This is a genomic window from Pimelobacter sp. 30-1 (assembly GCF_018831735.1).
Classification (GTDB): domain Bacteria; phylum Actinomycetota; class Actinomycetes; order Propionibacteriales; family Nocardioidaceae; genus Nocardioides.
Genome location: NZ_NHTS01000003.1, coordinates 89,653 through 105,319 on the forward strand (window position 1 = coordinate 89,653; position 15,667 = coordinate 105,319).

Genomic DNA, 15,667 nt, shown 5'->3' on the forward strand with positions numbered 1-15,667 from the left:
TAGGTTCTGGCTACCGAGGGCCGAGATCCGGCCCCACGGTTGGACTCGAGGTGCAGCACGATGAACACCCTGGTGGCCCAGGAGGGCCTGAAGATCGACTGGGCGAACATGCCCACCTACAACACGATCATGGCCGTCGCCGTCGGCGCCGCCCTGGTCGGACTGGTGATGCTGGGCCGCCAGCTCCTCACCTCCCCCCAGGAGGTCGAGACCGACGGCTGGGCACTCACCTTCGGCATCCTCGGCGGCATCCTGACCGCGACCGGTCTGCACATGACGCTGACCTGGCCGCTCGCCGCCGGCGGATTCCCGTTCGACAACATCATCTTCGGCGAGACGAGCCTCGGGTTCGGCGTCCTGCTGCTCGGCGCGGCGCTCTACCTGTGGAAGCGCGGCGCGACCGCGCTGGCGGCCAGCAAGCCGGTCGAGAAGCTGGCGCGCGTCGCCCAGCCGATCACCGTCTTCGTCGGCGGCCTGGGCCTCAGCCTGCTCGCCATCGCGGTGGCCGGCATCAAGTACCAGCTGTTCGCCGCTCCCCCGCAGGAGCCCATCTCGGGCGAGTTCGCGGACTACCCGCTGGTCGAGGCGATCTTCATGTCGGGCCTGATCGGCATCGTCGGCCTCGGCGCCCTCGCCTTCGCCGTCCTGGTCAACCGCCTGCGCAGCACCGGTACTGCGGGCGTGTGGGCCCGGATCACCGGCTGGCTGTGGACCGTCTCGGGCGTGCTGTTCCTGCTGTTCGGCGCGATGAACTTCTTCACCCACATCGGGCTCATCGTCAACACGATGTGACCCGAGCCCCCGGCTCGAGCCTCAGGCTCAGGCCGAGTCGCGCCCCATCCGCACGGAGACCCCGGCGGGTGGGGCGCTCAGCGCTGTGGCGACGGCGTCGATGACCCGCGGGTCGACGGCCATGCCGATGTGCGAGGCCCGGACCTCGACCGCCTCGCCCTGCGGGTCGCGGCAGGCCTTCCAGTCGACGATCCCGTCGCGGCGCGAGTAGATGTTGGTCATCGCCACGTCCGCCCGCAGCGGCTCCTGCGACTCGGTGAAGCTCAGGTGGGCGCACTCCCCCGCGACGCAGTCGGCCGACATCAGGCCGGGCACCCCGGCGTCCGAGAGCCGGTTGAGGACCCGGACCCCCCGGGTCAGCACCGCGTGGTGCGCGGCCGGCGCCCGCATCGGGCTGCCCATCGTGACGATCCCCGAGACCAGGTCCGGGCGGCGCGCGGCGAGACCGCGGGCGATCATCCCGCCGAGGCTGTGCCCGACGATCCGGACCCGGGCATCGCGGCGCTCGGCGATCTGCTCGATGCGCGCCTCCAGCAGCAGCGCCGAGCTGAGCGTGCAGCCGATGTTGGCGTGGATCTGGGACCGGTAGGTCCGGAACCCCCGCGCCCGCAGCTCGGCGGCCATCGCCGTGAGCGTCCAGTCGCCGGCCAGGAAGCCCGGCACGAGCAGCACCGGCTCGGCCGCCCGCGCCGCCGCCCGCTCCGCATAGGGAGTACGACGACGCGCGTGGTGGGTCACGGTCCGGCGGGCGGCGTAGCGCCCCGCCTCGGTCACCAGACTGCCCTCGCGCAGCAGCGCGGCCAGCGCCGGACGGCCGTAGCCGTCGGGCAGCAGCCAGGGCGCCAACGTGTTGCTCACGTCACAGACGTTACCCAGTTGAAAGGGCAACTACTCGCAATTGGGCACACTGGAGAGCATGTCTCCCGCAACCACGGTCTCGGACGAGCTGCTGGCCCCGCTGAGCAGCGGCATCGAGCTCTGCTACCAGACGTTCGGCGATCCCGACGCCGAGCCGCTGCTGCTCGTCATGGGGCTGGGCGGTCCGATGACGTGGTGGCCGCGGGAGCTGTGCGTGCGGCTCGCCGAGGCGGGGTTCTACGTGATCCGCTACGACAACCGCGACACCGGGCGCTCGACCCGGATGACCGGACGGGTGACCACCGGACGCCTGGCGCGGGCCTTCGTCGGGGCGCCGGCGCCGGCGCCGTACTCGATCGGGGACCTGGCCGGCGACGCCCTCGGGCTGCTCGACCACCTCGGGCTGCCCGCGGCGCACGTCGCGGGGGTCTCGATGGGCGGCATGATCGCCCAGACGATGGCGCTCGACGCGCCCGAGCGGGTGCTCAGCCTGGTGAGCATCATGTCGACGACCGGGCGGCGTGGGGTCGGGTGGCAGAGCCCGGCGCTGCTGCCGACGCTGGCGGCGCGGCGGGGGCCCGGCAAGGAGGCCTACGTACGACGGGCGCTGCTCGTCTGGGGCATCATCGGCTCCCCCGGCTTCCCGGTCGACGAGGCCGACCTGCGCGCACGCGCGGGCGAGACCTGGGACCGCGGGGTCGACGAGGCCGGTGTGGTGCGCCAGATGCTCGCCGTCCTCACCCAGTCCGACCGCACCCGCCGCCTGGCCGAGATCACTGCGCCGACGACGGTGCTGCACGGCCTGGCCGACAAGATGGTGCACGTGTCCGGCGGGCGCGCGACCGCGGCCGCGATCCGTGGCGCGGAGGTCGTGCTGGTGCCCGGTTGGGGGCACGACCTGCCGGCGCCGCTGTTCCCGACGTTCGTCCGCGCGATCCGTCGTACGGCGGACCGCGCCGGCCGCCGGCCCTAGGACGCCGCCGCGGGATCCGCCGCCGCCACCTCGGCGCCCGGGATCCGCCCGGCCCGCTCGTGGTCGACGGTGAGGTTCTCGCCGGTGGCCGGGTCGAAGAGGTGCATCCGGCGCCCGTCGACCCAGATCTCGGCCTCCTGGCCCTCGGCGATCCGGCTCGCGCCGTCGAGCGAGACCACGAGCTGGGTGCGCAGGGCCTCGCCGTCGAGGTCCTTCTCGAGCTGGAGCAGCTGCTGCTTGACCTCGTCGGGCGACTCGAACGGGATGTAGGCGTAGGTCTCGTTGCCCAGCCACTCCACGACGTCGACGGTGGCCCGGAACGTCGAGCCGGTCCGCCCCTCGGCGTCCGCGAGCGAGGCGTCCTCGAAGTGCTCGGGCCGGATGCCCGCGATGAGCAGGCCGCGCCCGGCCGCCCGCTCGGCCCGGTCGGCGGGGATCTCGACGGTGCCGAACGGCAGCTGCACCCGCGTCCCCTCGACGGTGGCGGGCAGGAAGTTCATCGGCGGCGAGCCGATGAAGCCGGCCACGAACAGGTTGCCCGGGTTCTCGTAGAGCTCGCGCGGGGTCGCGAGCTGCTGCAGCAGGCCCCGCTTGAGGACGGCGACCCGGTCACCGAGGGTCATCGCCTCGGTCTGGTCGTGGGTGACGTAGACGGTCGTGATGCCGAGCCGCTTCTGGAGCCGGGCGATCTCGGTGCGCATCTGGCCGCGCAGCTTGGCGTCGAGGTTCGACAGCGGCTCGTCGAAGAGGAAGGCGTCGGCCTGGCGGACGATCGCCCGTCCCATCGCGACGCGCTGGCGCTGGCCACCGGACAGGTTGCCGGGCTTGCGCTCCAGGTGCTCGTTGAGCTCGAGGGTGTCGGCCGCGTCGCGCACCAGCCGGTCGACCTCGCTGTCGGGCATCTTCGCCAGGCGCAGCGGGAAGGCGATGTTCTCGTAGACCGTCAGGTGCGGGTAGAGCGCGTAGTTCTGGAAGACCATCGCGAGGTTGCGCTCGCGCGGGGCCAGGTCGTTGACCCGGCGCTCCCCGATGATCATGTCGCCGGAGGTGATGTCCTCCAGGCCGACGATCATCCGCAGCAGCGTGGACTTCCCGCAGCCCGAGGGCCCGACGAGGATCATGAACTCGCCGTCGGCGACGTCGATCGAGACGTCGTTCACGGCGGGAAAGCCGTCGCCGTACTTCTTGACGATGTGGTCCATCGTGATGCCGGCCATGGGAACCTCACCCCTTCACCGCGCCGGACGTCAGCCCGGCCACGATCTTGCGTTGGAAAATCAGGACGATGACGATGATCGGGATGGTCGCGATGACCGCTCCCGCGGCCAGCAGCGAGGCCGGCCGGTTGAACGGATCGGCGCCGACGAAGAACGACAACGACGCTGGGATGGGCCGTGCGGTCTCGGTCGAGGTCAGCGAGATGCCGAAGACGAAGTCGTTCCAGGCGAAGAAGAACGTCAGGATCGCCGCGGTGAACACACCGGGAGCGGCCAGCGGCACGATCACCTTGCGGAACGCCTGCCACGACGTCGCGCCGTCGACCTGGGCGGCCTGCTCCATCTCCCACGGGATCTCGCGGAAGAACGCCGACAGCGTCCAGATCGCCAGCGGCAGCGTGAACGACATGTAGGGGATGATCAGCCCCGGCCACGTGTCGTAGAGCCCCGTCGCGCGCCACATGTCGAACAGCGGGCCGATCAGCGAGACGACCGGGAACATCGCGATGGCGAGGGCGATGGTGAGCACGAGCTTCTTGCCGCGGAACTCGAGCCGCGCGATGGCGTACGCCGCCAGCGTGGCCACGATGACCGAGAGCAGGGTCGCGATCAAGCTGATGCCGATCGAGTTGAAGATCGCGCGCCGGAATTGCTCGTTCTCCCAGACGGTCTTGTAGTTGTCCCAGCCGGCGCCCGTCCCGTCACCGGGGAAGAAGCCGGGATTGCCGTTGGTGATCGAGGCCTCGGACTTGAAGGACAGCGAGATGATCCAGACGACCGGCAGCAGGCACCAGATCAGGATGAGGGCACAGCCGACGACGAGGCCGACGCGATTGCGGGTGCGGTTCATCTCAGGACTCCTGCCGGGCCTGCGCCAGGTCGACGCGGAACAGCTTGACGATCAGGAAGGCCACCAGCAGGACCGAGAGGAACAGCAGGACCGACAGCGCGGAGCCCATGCCCAGCTGGAACTGCTCGATGGTCTGGCGGTAGGTCAGGAAGCTGATCGACTCCGTCTTCACCGCACCGGCGGTCATCACGAAGATGTTGTCGAAGATCCGGTAGGCGTCGAGCGCCCGGAACAGGACGGCGACCATGATCGCGGCCCGCATGTTCGGCAGGATCACCTTGGTCAGCCGCTGCATCCAGGTGGCACCGTCGACCTTGGCCGCCTCGATCATGTCCTCGCTGACCTGGGCCAGCCCGGCCAGCAGGAGCAGCGACATGAACGGCGTGGTCTTCCAGATCTCCGAGACCATGATCGAGACCACCGCCGACCCGGTCTGGCCGAACCAGTTGAAGTCGTCGCCCACGAACGGCAGCCATCCGTTGATGAAGCCGTTCTGGTAGGAGAAGGCGAACTGCCAGGCGAAGCCCGAGACCACGGTGATGATGCCGTAGGGAACCAGGATCGACGTCCGGATGATGCCGCGGGCGAAGATCACCCGGTGCATCACCATCGCGAAGATGAACCCGATCACCAGCTCGATCGCGACGGTGACGACCATGTAGAGCACGGTCACCCCGGTCGTCTGCCAGAACAGCGGATCGGTGAGCGCCGTGACGTAGTTGCGCACTCCGATGAAGTTGCGGTCGTCCGGCGCGGTCAGCGCGTAGTCGAAGGTCGACAGGTAGATCGCCCGCAGCATCGGGAACGCCGTCACGATCAGCATCAGGACGACGGCCGGAGCCACGAGCCGCTGCCCGAGGCGGGTCTCGGCCCGGGCCCGGTCGCTGACCTCCGGCTTTGCGGTCCGGCGGTGACCGCCGGTGGTGGTGGGGGCGGTGACGGTGCTCATAGCAGCGACTTCCCTTCCAGCACGTCCTTCAGGTAGGTCGCGGACTCCTCGGGCGTGCTGCCCGGGTCGACCGAGGTCGGCGAGTGCCACTTGGCCTGGATGGCGCCCGAGATCATCGCGTAGAAGGCGCTCTTGGGTCGCGGCCCGCCCTCGTCCACGCTCGTGCGGAAGAGCTCGATCAGGTCCTTGGGGTACTTGCCGCTGGCCGCCACCTGGTCGTACGCCGCGTTGGTCGACGGCATCAGGCCGTCGTTGAGGGCCAGGTCGACCTGCGCCTTCTCGGACGTGATGCAGCGGGCCGCCTCGGTCGCCCAGTCGGCGTGCTTGGTGTAGGCACCGACGCCGATGTCGATGCCGCCCACCGGCGGCTTGGAGGTCTCGCCCTCGACCGTGGCCGGGTAGCGCACCCAGCCGAGGTCGGCGAACTGCTCCTTGGTGGGGCCGCCGGCCTGGCCGATCAGGCCTTCGTAGTTCTTGTAGACGAACGTCCAGTTGACCATGAACTCGCCAGGGCCCTCGGCCGGGAACATCTGCCCCAGGCTGGTGCCCTCGTTCGACACCGACAGGTCGGGCTGGGCCGCCTTGGAGTCGGCGAGCTCCTGGATGACCGTGGCCGCGTCCCGGCCGGCGGCGGAGTCGACGTCGACCTTGGCGTCGCGCCCGGCCTCGGTGTCGGAGACGATGTCGCCGCCGGCACCCTGGATGAGGGCGTTGATCCACACGACGTAGGCCTCGTACTTGTTGGCCTGGACGCCGACCGTGCCGCCGTTGTCGGAGGCCGCGTCGATGACCTGCTTCCAGGTGACCGGCTTGGTCATGTCGAGTCCTGCGGCCTCGGCGAGCGACTTGCGGTACCAGAGCACCTGGGTGTTGGCCCAGAGCGGGATCGCGTAGACCTTGTCGTTCCAGGTCACCGTGTTGGCCGCTCCGGCCAGGTAGTCGCCGCCGCCCTCGAGGCTGCCGTTGATCGCGTCGGCGAGCTCACCCTCGACGGGCTCGAGCCATCCGGCGTTGGCGAACTCGGCCACGAAGACGGGGTCGAGGTTCATCAGGTCCGTCGAGGAGTCCTTGGCCGCGAGCCGGCGCGCCAGCTGGGTGCGCTGGTCGGTCGCCGAGTTCGGCAGCTGCTGGACCGCGATGTCGTAGTCACCGGTGCTGCACGACTTGGCGTACTTCTCGAACGTGGCCACCCCGTCGGGGTTCACGTACCAGTTGAGCACCGGCTTGCCCGAGTCACCGCACGCGCTCAGCGTGGTGGTGGCGAGCACCGCCACGGCGGCTCCGGCGACAGCGCGTCGCCTTCGTCGAGACCTTCGCCTCGGCACCTCACTTGTCGACCTCATCGCCCGATCACCCCTCCCAAGAGTGTGGCGTGCGTCACTCAGTCCTAGCCCAGCGGAGGCACTCTTGTCCACGCCCCCGTGAGGGATCAGTGCCCGTGACGTGGGATTCCAGACGTCGTAACTTTGCTGTCATGGCGCTCCACGTCGTCGCGGCACGCACCGATCCGGCGCTCTTCCGGCTGCCGTGGTCGCGCCCGCTCGCCGAGTGGGAGGACTGGTACGTCGTCCCGCTGCCCCTCGGGCTGTCGCGCCACGTGGTCCGGGTGGTCCAGGTGAACCGGCAGTTCGTCGCGGTCAAGGAGACCCAGGAGGCCATCGCGCTGCGGGAGTACCACCTGCTGCGCGACCTGCAGCGGCTCGACCAGCCGGCCGTCGTACCGCGGGGGGTGGTGACGGGGCGCCGCTCCGACGCCGGCGAACCGCTACCGGCCGCACTCCTCACCGAGCACCTGCACTACTCGCTGCCCTATCGCACGATCTTCCAGCGCGGGCTGCCCGCGCACCAGGTCCCGGCCCTCGTCGACGCCCTCGTCGTGCTGCTGGTGCGCCTGCACCTGGCCGGCTTCTTCTGGGGTGACGTCTCGCTCTCCAACGCGCTTTTCCGCCGTAGCGCCGGGGGTTTCGCCGCTTTCCTCGTCGATGCCGAGACCGGCGAGCTGCGCTCGCACCTGTCCGACGCGATGCGCGAGCACGACGTCACGGTCGGCGTCGAGAACATCTTCGCCGAGCTCCTCGATCTCCAGGCCAGCGGCGACACGGACGTCGAGGTCGACGGCCAGGAGGTCGTCGCCCAGCTGGCCGACCGCTACCACGCGCTGTGGGACGAGCTCACCGCCGCCGAGGAGTTCGGCGCCGACGAGTGGTACCGCGTAGAGCAGCGGATCGCGCGCCTCAACGACCTCGGCTTCGACGTCGACGAGCTCGACGTCCAGACCGACTCCGACCGGGTGCGCATCCAGCCCAAGGTGGTCGAGGCCGGGCACCACCGGCGCGAGCTGCGCGAGCTCACCGGGCTCGTCGCCGAGGACAGCCAGGCGCGCAAGCTGCTCAACGACCTCGCCGCCTACACCGCCCACTTCGGGTACGACGACGAGGACCGCGAGACCGTCGCCCGCCGTTGGCTCACCACGATCTACACGCCCATCGTCGACCTGCTGCCGCCCAGCATGCGCACGACGATCTCGCCCGCGGAGTACTTCCACGAGGTGATGGAGCACCGCTGGGCGCTCTCGGACGAGGCCGGGCACGAGGTCGACATCATCGAGTCGGCGCGCGACTACGTCGAGAACGTGCTCCCGCACCGGCCGCCCGACCTGCCGGGAGCGGCGCCCTAGGGCGTGCCGCGCGCGGCGAGCTCGGCGTGCAGCCGTGCCGGGTCGGCGGAGCCCGTCGCCAGCAGCGCCCACAGCAGCAGCCGGGCCTTGACCGGCGGCAGCCAGCCGGCGCCGATGGCACCGCGGGCGAGCAGGTCGATCTCGGAGCCCGGGTAGCCGTACATCGCCCGCCCGGTGGGGCCGGAGCCCGTGCGCGAGGCGAAGACGACCGGCATCCGCTCGGCGGCGCGGCCGACCGCGGCGGCCATCGCGGCCGACACGTGACCGGCGCCGAAGCCGGCGATCACGACGCCGTCGACACCGCTGTCGCGGACCGCGTCGAGGACGTGCCCGTCGTCGCCGAGGTAGGTCGCCAGCAGCGGGACGCGCGGGTCGGGGGTGTCGGCGGCGGGCAGGGCCAGGGCGGGCGCGCGGCTCGCCGGTACGCCGTAGACGACCTCCGCCTCGACGCAGCGGCCGATCGGGCCGAAGCCGGCGGACCGGAAGGCGCTCGTCGACATCGAGTCGGTCTTGGCCACCCACCGCGCCTGGTGGATCTCGTCGTCGAACGCGACGAGCGCACCCCGCTCGCGCGAGGACGTGGCGAGCGCGCAGCGGACCGCGGTGAGCAGGTTGGCCGGACCGTCGGCACCCGCGGCCTGGGGCACGCGCATCGCGCCGGTGACCACCAGCGGCTCGGGGCGGTCCCAGAACAGGTCGAGCAGGTACGCCGACTCCTCCAGCGTGTCCGTGCCCTGGGTGATCACCACGCCGGTCGCTCCGGCATCCACGGCGTCGTGCGCCCAGCGCAGGGTCCGCAGCACGGTCGGCTCGTCCAGTGACGGGCTCGGCAGCTGGGCGAGCGTCTCGGCGCGGACCGTCGCGAGGTCGCCGAGCCCCGGCACCGCGGCGGCGAGCCGCTCCGCGGTCAGGGTCGGGACGACCTCGCTGCCGTCGTCGGCACTCGACGTGGAGGCGATCGTGCCGCCGAGGGCGCCGATCGCCACGGTGGGTCTGGTCATGGCGCCATCTTCGCGGATGCGCCCGCCCTGTCGGCGGCGGGTGGCAGGCTGACGCCCATGCCGGACGACGTCACCCCCGGCCGCCTCGGCGGCAGCACCGAGCGCCCCGCCCGCTTCTTCGCCGACGCGGCCGAGTTCGGCGCCTGGCTCGCGCTCCACCACGACAGCGAGACCGAGCTGTGGATGGGGCTCTACAAGAAGCACGTCCCCGAGCGCGGGCTCACCTGGGCCGAGGCCGTCCCCGAGGCGCTGTGCTGGGGCTGGATCGACTCCGTGGCCCAGCGCATCGACGAGGACGCCGTCCGCCAGCGCTGGACGCCGCGCAAGAGGACGAGCAACTGGAGCAAGGTCAACCTCGACCTCGTCGAGCAGCTCCGCGCCGAGGGCCGGATGCAGCCCTCCGGCCTCGCCATCTGGGAGGTACGACGCCCCGAGGCCGCGCCCTACACCCACGAGGTCGACGGCGAGCTGGTGCTGCCCCCGGCGTACGCCGCCCAGCTCGCCGCCTCCCCCGCCGCCACGGCGTTCTGGGAGACGGCGACCCGGACCTACCGGCGGGTGTGCACCAACTGGGTCCTCAGCGCCAAGCAGGAGGCGACCCGCGACCGCCGGATGACCCAGCTCGTCACCGACTCCGCCGCGGGCGAGATGATCCCCAGCCAGCGCTACGGCGAGGTGCCCAAGTGGGTGGCGCGGGCCGCCGCCGCGGCTCAGGAGGCCTCGGGCTCCACGTAGACCGTGCCCCCCAGCTCGACGAACTCGGCCGACTTCTGCGCCATCCCGTCGGTGGCGAAGCGCTCGCGCACGTCCTGGCTGATCCGCATCGAGCAGAACTTCGGCCCGCACATCGAGCAGAAGTGCGCGGTCTTGGCGTTCTCGGCGGGCAGCGTCTCGTCGTGGAAGGACTCGGCCGTGACCGGGTCGAGCGAGAGCGCGAACTGGTCGTGCCAGCGGAACTCGAAGCGGGCCTTGGACAGCGCGTCGTCCCAGTCCCGGGCGCCCGGGTGGCCCTTGGCGACGTCGGCGGCGTGCGCGGCGAGCTTGTAGGTGATGACGCCGGTCTTGACGTCGTCGCGGTTGGGCAGGCCCAGGTGCTCCTTGGGCGTGACGTAGCAGAGCATCGCGGTGCCGTGCATGGCGATCGTGGCCGCGCCGATGGCCGAGGTGATGTGGTCGTAGCCGGGCGCGATGTCGGTGGCGAGCGGCCCGAGCGTGTAGAACGGCGCGCCGTGGCACCAGTCCTGCTGGAGCCGGACGTTCTCCTCGACGAGGTGGAGCGGGACGTGGCCGGGGCCCTCGACCATCACCTGGACGTCGTGCTCCCAGGCCCGTGCGGTGAGCTCGGCCAGCGTGCGCAGCTCGGAGAGCTGGGCCTCGTCGTTCGCGTCGGCGGTGGCGCCGGGGCGGAGGCCGTCGCCGAGCGAGAACGAGACGTCGTAGCGCCGGAAGATCTCGCAGAGCTCGTCGAAGTGCGTGTAGAGGAAGTTCTCCTGGTGGTGCGCGAGGCACCAGCCGGCCATGATCGAGCCGCCCCGGCTGACGATCCCGGTCACCCGGTTCGCGGTGAGCGGCACGTAGCGCAGCAGCACGCCGGCGTGGATCGTCATGTAGTCGACGCCCTGCTCGCACTGCTCGATCACGGTGTCGCGGAAGACCTCCCACGAGAGCTTGTCGGCCTCACCGTTGACCTTCTCCAAGGCCTGGTAGATCGGGACGGTGCCGATCGGGACCGGCGAGTTGCGGATGATCCACTCGCGCGTGGTGTGGATGTCCTCCCCGGTCGAGAGGTCCATGACGGTGTCGGCGCCCCAGGTGATGGCGTGGGTGAGCTTGTCGACCTCCTCGGCGATCGACGAGGTCACCGCGGAGTTGCCGATGTTGGCGTTGATCTTCACCAGGAACCGCTTGCCGATGATCATCGGCTCGGACTCGGGGTGGTTGACGTTGGCCGGGATGATCGCCCGTCCGGCAGCGACCTCGCTGCGCACCAGCTCGACGTCGCAGCCCTCGCGCAGGGCGACGTAGCGCATCTCCTCGGTCACCACGCCCGCCCGGGCGTAGGCCATCTGGGTGATGTTCTCGCCACGGCGCGGGCGGCGCCGCTCGCCGCGCCACTCCTCGTTCGCCGCGCCCCGCCGGACCGCCGAGCGGCCGTTGTCGATGAGCTGCGTCTCCCGGCCGTCGTATGACATCGTGTCGGCGCGGCCCTCGATCCACCCGGCGCGCAGCGGTGCCAGGCCGACCTCCGGGTCCGAGCCGGGTCCCTCGGTGCAGTAGCGGTCGAACGTCTCGCCGTTGGTGAGCGCGACGCGGGTGAACGGCACGGCCAGGTCGCCGGCCTCGTCGCTCTTGAGGACGCGGGTGTGAGCGGGGTGGACGGTCATGCGATCTCTCCTTGGGTGGGGGCGTGCGGGTGGGCGAGCAGGTGGGCGACCGGTCCCCGGCCGCGGCCGAGGGTCCAGTCCGAGCCGAGGTGGAGCTGGCGGGCGACGAAGGCGTCCGCGAGCGGGGCGGCCGTGGCGAGGTCGACGCCGTGGGCCAGGTACGCGGCGAGCGCCGCGGAGTGGGTGCAGCCGGTGCCGTGGTCGTTCGTCGTCACGATGTCGCCGCCGCGGGTGACCAGGACGTTCGCGCCGCCGGGCCGGCCCAGCGCCGCGAACTCCTCGGCGTTGGGGGTCGCGACGGTGGCGACGGGCAGCAGGTGCTCGCGGTAGGCGGCGACCACCGCGGCCGAGGCGAGCACCGCGCCCGAGGTCGCGACCAGCACCGGATCGACGACGAGCACCCGGTCCGCGCACCGCTCGGCGACCAGGCGCACGACCTCGGGCGTGGCCAGCATCCCGGTCTTGACCGCGACTGGGTCGAGGTCGTCGAGGACCGCGTCGAGCTGGGCGACCACGACGTCGTACGGGATCGGGTGGACGGCGCGGACGCCGGTCGTGTCCTGCGCGGTGACGGCGGCGACGACGCACGTGCCGTGGACGCCGAGGGCCGCGAAGGTCGCCAGGTCCGCGCCCACGCCGGCGCCGCCGCTGGAGTCGGTGCCGGCGATCGTCAGCACCACCGGCGGGTTCACCTCACGACCTCGCGCAGCAGCGCGGCGACGACGGCGCCGGGGTCGTCGGCGCGCATCACCGCGCCCATCACGGCCACGCCGTAGGCGCCCGCATCCCGCGCCAGTGCGGCGTTCTGGGGCGTGATCCCGCCGAGCGCGTAGACCGGGAGCGGCGGTGCGGCGAAGGCCGACGCCGGCAGCGGCGGACCGTAGCCGGGCTTGCTCTCCGTCACCGCGTACGGCGACAGGGTGGCCCACCACGCGCCGTCCGCCGCCGCGGCCACCGCATCGGCCCGGCTGTGGCAGGAGCGTCCCCACCGGGTCGCGACCTCGGGCAGCGCCGCGCCCGCCGGCAGGTGCACGCCCGCGCACCCGGCGACCGGACGGTGCGCGGCGATCACCTCCAGGCCGCAGGAGCGCGCGTGGTCGGCGATCTTGGCGCGCTCGTCGTCCGGCAGGTCGACCTCGCGCAGCAGCACCGTCGTCAGGCCGGCGTCGGCAGCGGCACCCAGGACGTCGCGCAGCGAGCGGCCCGCGGGCACCAGCGTGCGGTCGGTGAGCACGACCAGGCGGCGGCTCACCGGGGTCCCCGCGGACTTGTTCGGGGGAGCGCAGCGGAGGAGAAGAAGTCCGTGGGGTGGTTCATCCGATCCTCCCCAGGACCGGGCTGGAGGCGCGGGCCTCGCTGCGGCGCGGGATCCGGCCCGCCGACCACGCGAGCCGTCCCGCCTCGACGCCGAGTCGCAGCGCGGAGGCCATCGCCACCGGGTCGTCGGCGCGGGTGACCGCGGTGGCGGCGAGGACCGCGTCGCAGCCGAGCTCCATGGCCAGCGCGGCGTCGCTCGCCGTACCGACCCCGGCGTCGAGGACGACGGGCACCTCGACCGCCGCCCGTACGGCGGCGATCGCATGCGGGTTGAGCACGCCGAGCCCCGAGCCGATCGGTGAGCCGAGCGGCATCACGGCCGCGCAGCCGGCATCGACCAGGCGCCGGGCGAGCACCGGGTCATCGGTCGTGTAGGGCAGCACGACGAAGCCGCGCCGGACCAGGTCCTCGGCCGCGTCGAGCAGCTCGACCGCGTCGGGCAGCAGCGAGCGCTCGTCGCCCACCACCTCGAGCTTGACCCAGTCGGTGCCGAGGGCCTCGCGGGCCAGCTCGGCGGTGAGCACGGCCTCGCGGGCCGACAGGCAACCGGCGGTGTTGGGCAGCAGCCGGACCCCCGCGTCCCGCAGCGCCGCGAGCAGCCCGCCCTCGGCGAGCGAGGAGGTCCGGCGCACCGAGACGGTCACCAGGGCCGGGCGCGCCGCGTCCAGCACCGGGCCGACGAGCGCGACGTGGGGCAGCCCTCCGGTGCCGAGGAAGAGCCGGGACGGCAGGACGACGCCGGCGATCGAGAGCTCGCTCATCCGCCCTGCACCGCCGTCACGACCTCGACGACGTCGCCGTCGACGAGCCGCCGGGCGGCCCACTCGCCGCGCGGGACCACCTCGTCGTTGACCGCGACCGCGACACCGTGGGGACGCGGGTCGCCGAGGCGCTCGTGCAGCAGGTCGGCGATCGCACGGGCCTCCGTGCGCACCGGCTCGCCGTTGCAGGTGATCGTCATGGTGCTCCTTCGGTCGTGCGGCGGGGATCCACCGCGGGGTCGACGTGTCCGGTCTCGAGGTGGTCGGCGACGAGCCGTGCGGTGAGCGGGGCCAGCAGCACGCCGTGCCGGTAGTGCCCGGCCGCGAGGACGACGCCCGGGACGCCGCTGGGCCCGACCAGCGGCAGGCCGTCGGCGGTCGCGGGGCGGTCCCGGGCGGTCCCCTCGACGAGCTCGGCCCGGTCCAGGGCCGGCCACACGGCGCGCGCGGCGGCCAGCAGCCGCAGCGTGCCCCCGCCGGTGAGGACCGGCGGCGCGGCGTGGGCCTCGGAGGTCGCGCCGAGCACCACCCGGCCGTCGCCGCGCGGGACCAGGTAGACGGCCTCGCCGCCCACCCACCCGCGGACCGTACGACGCGGCGGGTCGTCCGAGCGCAGCCGCAGCACCTCGCCGCGCACCCCGCTCACCAGGCCGGTCCACGGCGCCGGGAGCCGCGCGCCGGTGGCGACCACGGTGACCTCGGCTTCGGGCCGCGCGGTGGGGCGCAGCGCGACCCGGTCGAGCAGCGCCGCGCAGACCGCGCGCGGGTCCACGCTCGCCTCGTCGGGCAGCAGCGCGCCGCCGGCCACCCGGGCCAGGGTCGGCTCGGCCGCGCGCACGCCGGCCCGGCCGAGCAGCCGGGCCTCGTGACCGCGCCGGCCGAGCAGCGCCACCTGGCGCTCGACCTGCTGGAGGTCGCCGCCGTCGTACCCGACGAGGAGGGTGCCGGTCCGCCGCAGCGCGACCCCCAGCCGCTCGGCGAGCGCCGGCCACAGCGCCAGCGAGGCCACCCCGAGCCGGAGGATCTCCTCCTCGCCGTGCCACACCTCGGCACCGGGGCTCAGCATCCCCGCCGCGGCGTACGACGCCCCACTGGCCGGGTCCGGATCGACCACCGCGACGCAGTGCCCGCGACGGCCGAGCTCCTCGGCGACCGTCAGCCCGACGATCCCCGCGCCCAGCACGTCGACGCGCATCAGCCGACCGCCGCGACGAGCTCCTTCGCTGACCCCACCGGGTCGGGTTGTCGCCAGATCGCGCCGATCACCGCCACGCCGTACGCCCCGGCGGCGCGCGCCTGCGCGGCGGAGTCCGTGCCGAGCCCGCCGATCGCCACCAGCGGCAGCACGCCGGCGGCCGCGGTCACGGCCGCGAACCCCAGCGGCGTGGGCAAGCCGGCCTTGGACGAGGTCGCGAGCACCGGGCCGAAGCCGGCGTAGTCGGCCCCGGCCTCCGCGGCGGCGACGACCTCGGCGCGCGAGCGACAAGTCGCCCCGACGAGCAGCCCGGGCGCGAGCCGGCGGGCGTCGGCGACGGCGAGGTCGCTCGTGCCGAGGTGGACGCCGTCCGCGCCCGCCGAGAGGGCGACGTCCAACCGGTCGTTGACGACGACCGTGGCGCCGTACGGCCGGACGGCGGCCAGCACCGACCGGGTCAGCGCGACCAGCGCGCCGGTGGGCAGGGACTTGTCCCGCACCTGGAAGCCGTCGACGCCGGCCTCGGCCAGCGCGGGGAGCAGGGTGAGGTCCTCCGCAGAGGAGGTCAGGCAGAAAAGACGTGCGCTCATCAGGTCCGTTCCTTCGCCGGCATGATCCGGATCAGGTGTGACGGTCGGAGCGGCTCCAGCTCCCTCTCAGCCCGCTGCCGCGGACTCCCGTGGGTGGTCGTGA

The 15,667-nt window shown here is 72.6% G+C and carries 17 protein-coding genes and 1 riboswitch; of the genes, 4 read left to right on the top strand and 13 right to left on the bottom strand.

The genetic code is table 11. The features are described from left to right. Positions 1-60 precede the first annotated feature (60 nt). Complete coding sequence (locus tag CCO04_RS05675; RefSeq protein ID WP_215813156.1) at positions 61-792, top strand: DUF981 domain-containing protein; 732 nt, start codon at positions 61-63, stop codon at positions 790-792. A 27-nt stretch (positions 793-819) separates the two neighbouring features. Here the strand turns inward: CCO04_RS05675 and CCO04_RS05680 are convergent, their stop codons facing one another. Beyond that, positions 820-1,650 (bottom strand): alpha/beta fold hydrolase, encoded by an 831-nt coding sequence (locus CCO04_RS05680; RefSeq protein WP_215813157.1) that lies wholly within the window; start codon positions 1,648-1,650, stop codon positions 820-822. A 58-nt stretch (positions 1,651-1,708) separates the two neighbouring features. Between CCO04_RS05680 and CCO04_RS05685 the strand changes: the two genes are divergently transcribed. After that, positions 1,709-2,623 carry an alpha/beta fold hydrolase gene (locus tag CCO04_RS05685; RefSeq protein ID WP_215813158.1) on the top strand — a complete coding sequence of 305 codons (915 nt, stop codon included), beginning with the start codon at positions 1,709-1,711 and terminating at the stop codon, positions 2,621-2,623. Here the strand turns inward: CCO04_RS05685 and CCO04_RS05690 are convergent. Genes CCO04_RS05690 through CCO04_RS05705 form a run of 4 tightly spaced genes read right to left on the bottom strand, consistent with a single transcriptional unit; the run spans position 2,620 to position 6,913 of the window. Then, positions 2,620-3,840: an ABC transporter ATP-binding protein gene (locus tag CCO04_RS05690; RefSeq protein ID WP_215813159.1), complete on the bottom strand. Its 1,221-nt coding sequence runs from the start codon at positions 3,838-3,840 to the stop codon at positions 2,620-2,622. The two genes, CCO04_RS05685 and CCO04_RS05690, sit on opposite strands and share 4 nt — an antisense overlap. Before the next feature lie 7 nt (positions 3,841-3,847). Beyond that, positions 3,848-4,690 carry a carbohydrate ABC transporter permease gene (locus CCO04_RS05695; protein WP_215813160.1) on the bottom strand — a complete coding sequence of 281 codons (843 nt, stop codon included), beginning with the start codon at positions 4,688-4,690 and terminating at the stop codon, positions 3,848-3,850. Between the two features lies 1 nt (position 4,691). Continuing rightward, positions 4,692-5,639: a carbohydrate ABC transporter permease gene (locus tag CCO04_RS05700; RefSeq protein ID WP_215813161.1), complete on the bottom strand. Its 948-nt coding sequence runs from the start codon at positions 5,637-5,639 to the stop codon at positions 4,692-4,694. Then, a complete protein-coding gene (locus CCO04_RS05705) occupies positions 5,636-6,913 on the bottom strand; it encodes an extracellular solute-binding protein (RefSeq protein ID WP_215813162.1) in 1,278 nt (425 codons plus the stop codon). Before CCO04_RS05705 ends, CCO04_RS05700 begins: the two co-directional genes overlap by 4 nt. Before the next feature lie 200 nt (positions 6,914-7,113). On the opposite strand from CCO04_RS05705, the gene CCO04_RS05710 reads away from it, so the two are divergent. After that, a complete protein-coding gene (locus CCO04_RS05710) occupies positions 7,114-8,316 on the top strand; it encodes a DUF4032 domain-containing protein (protein ID WP_215813163.1) in 1,203 nt (400 codons plus the stop codon). Here CCO04_RS05710 and CCO04_RS05715 read toward each other — a convergent pair. Continuing rightward, the gene (locus tag CCO04_RS05715; protein WP_215813164.1) at positions 8,313-9,317 is read right to left on the bottom strand and encodes an asparaginase; all 1,005 of its coding nucleotides are present in this window, start codon (positions 9,315-9,317) and stop codon (positions 8,313-8,315) included. The two genes, CCO04_RS05710 and CCO04_RS05715, sit on opposite strands and share 4 nt — an antisense overlap. Before the next feature lie 57 nt (positions 9,318-9,374). Here CCO04_RS05715 and CCO04_RS05720 point away from each other — a divergent pair, with 57 nt between their 5' ends. After that, positions 9,375-10,052, top strand: coding sequence for a YdeI family protein (locus tag CCO04_RS05720; protein ID WP_215813165.1), 678 nt, complete (start codon positions 9,375-9,377; stop codon positions 10,050-10,052). On the opposite strand, the gene thiC is transcribed toward CCO04_RS05720, so the two are convergent. The 7 genes from thiC to CCO04_RS05755 all read right to left on the bottom strand — a co-directional run bounded on the left by thiC (position 10,028) and on the right by CCO04_RS05755 (position 15,564). Then, the gene (thiC, locus tag CCO04_RS05725) at positions 10,028-11,701 is read right to left on the bottom strand and encodes a phosphomethylpyrimidine synthase ThiC (RefSeq protein ID WP_215813166.1); all 1,674 of its coding nucleotides are present in this window, start codon (positions 11,699-11,701) and stop codon (positions 10,028-10,030) included. The two genes, CCO04_RS05720 and thiC, sit on opposite strands and share 25 nt — an antisense overlap. Then, positions 11,698-12,393: a bifunctional hydroxymethylpyrimidine kinase/phosphomethylpyrimidine kinase gene (locus tag CCO04_RS05730; protein ID WP_215813167.1), complete on the bottom strand. Its 696-nt coding sequence runs from the start codon at positions 12,391-12,393 to the stop codon at positions 11,698-11,700. The genes thiC and CCO04_RS05730 overlap by 4 nt, the downstream gene beginning before the upstream one ends. Continuing rightward, entirely contained in the window at positions 12,390-12,953 is a 564-nt protein-coding gene (locus CCO04_RS05735) for a thiamine phosphate synthase (protein WP_215813168.1), read from the bottom strand. The genes CCO04_RS05730 and CCO04_RS05735 overlap by 4 nt, the downstream gene beginning before the upstream one ends. 61 nt (positions 12,954-13,014) lie before the next feature. After that, positions 13,015-13,779, bottom strand: coding sequence for a thiazole synthase (locus CCO04_RS05740; RefSeq protein ID WP_215813169.1), 765 nt, complete (start codon positions 13,777-13,779; stop codon positions 13,015-13,017). Then, positions 13,776-13,979, bottom strand: coding sequence for a sulfur carrier protein ThiS (gene thiS, locus CCO04_RS05745; RefSeq protein WP_215813170.1), 204 nt, complete (start codon positions 13,977-13,979; stop codon positions 13,776-13,778). The genes CCO04_RS05740 and thiS overlap by 4 nt, the downstream gene beginning before the upstream one ends. Beyond that, positions 13,976-14,974: an FAD-dependent oxidoreductase gene (locus tag CCO04_RS05750; RefSeq protein WP_215813171.1), complete on the bottom strand. Its 999-nt coding sequence runs from the start codon at positions 14,972-14,974 to the stop codon at positions 13,976-13,978. The genes thiS and CCO04_RS05750 overlap by 4 nt, the downstream gene beginning before the upstream one ends. Continuing rightward, positions 14,974-15,564 (bottom strand): thiamine phosphate synthase, encoded by a 591-nt coding sequence (locus CCO04_RS05755; RefSeq protein WP_215813172.1) that lies wholly within the window; start codon positions 15,562-15,564, stop codon positions 14,974-14,976. Before CCO04_RS05755 ends, CCO04_RS05750 begins: the two co-directional genes overlap by 1 nt. Then, a riboswitch (TPP riboswitch) is annotated at positions 15,555-15,665 on the bottom strand. It overlaps the preceding gene by 10 nt. Positions 15,666-15,667: the final 2 nt, after the last annotated feature.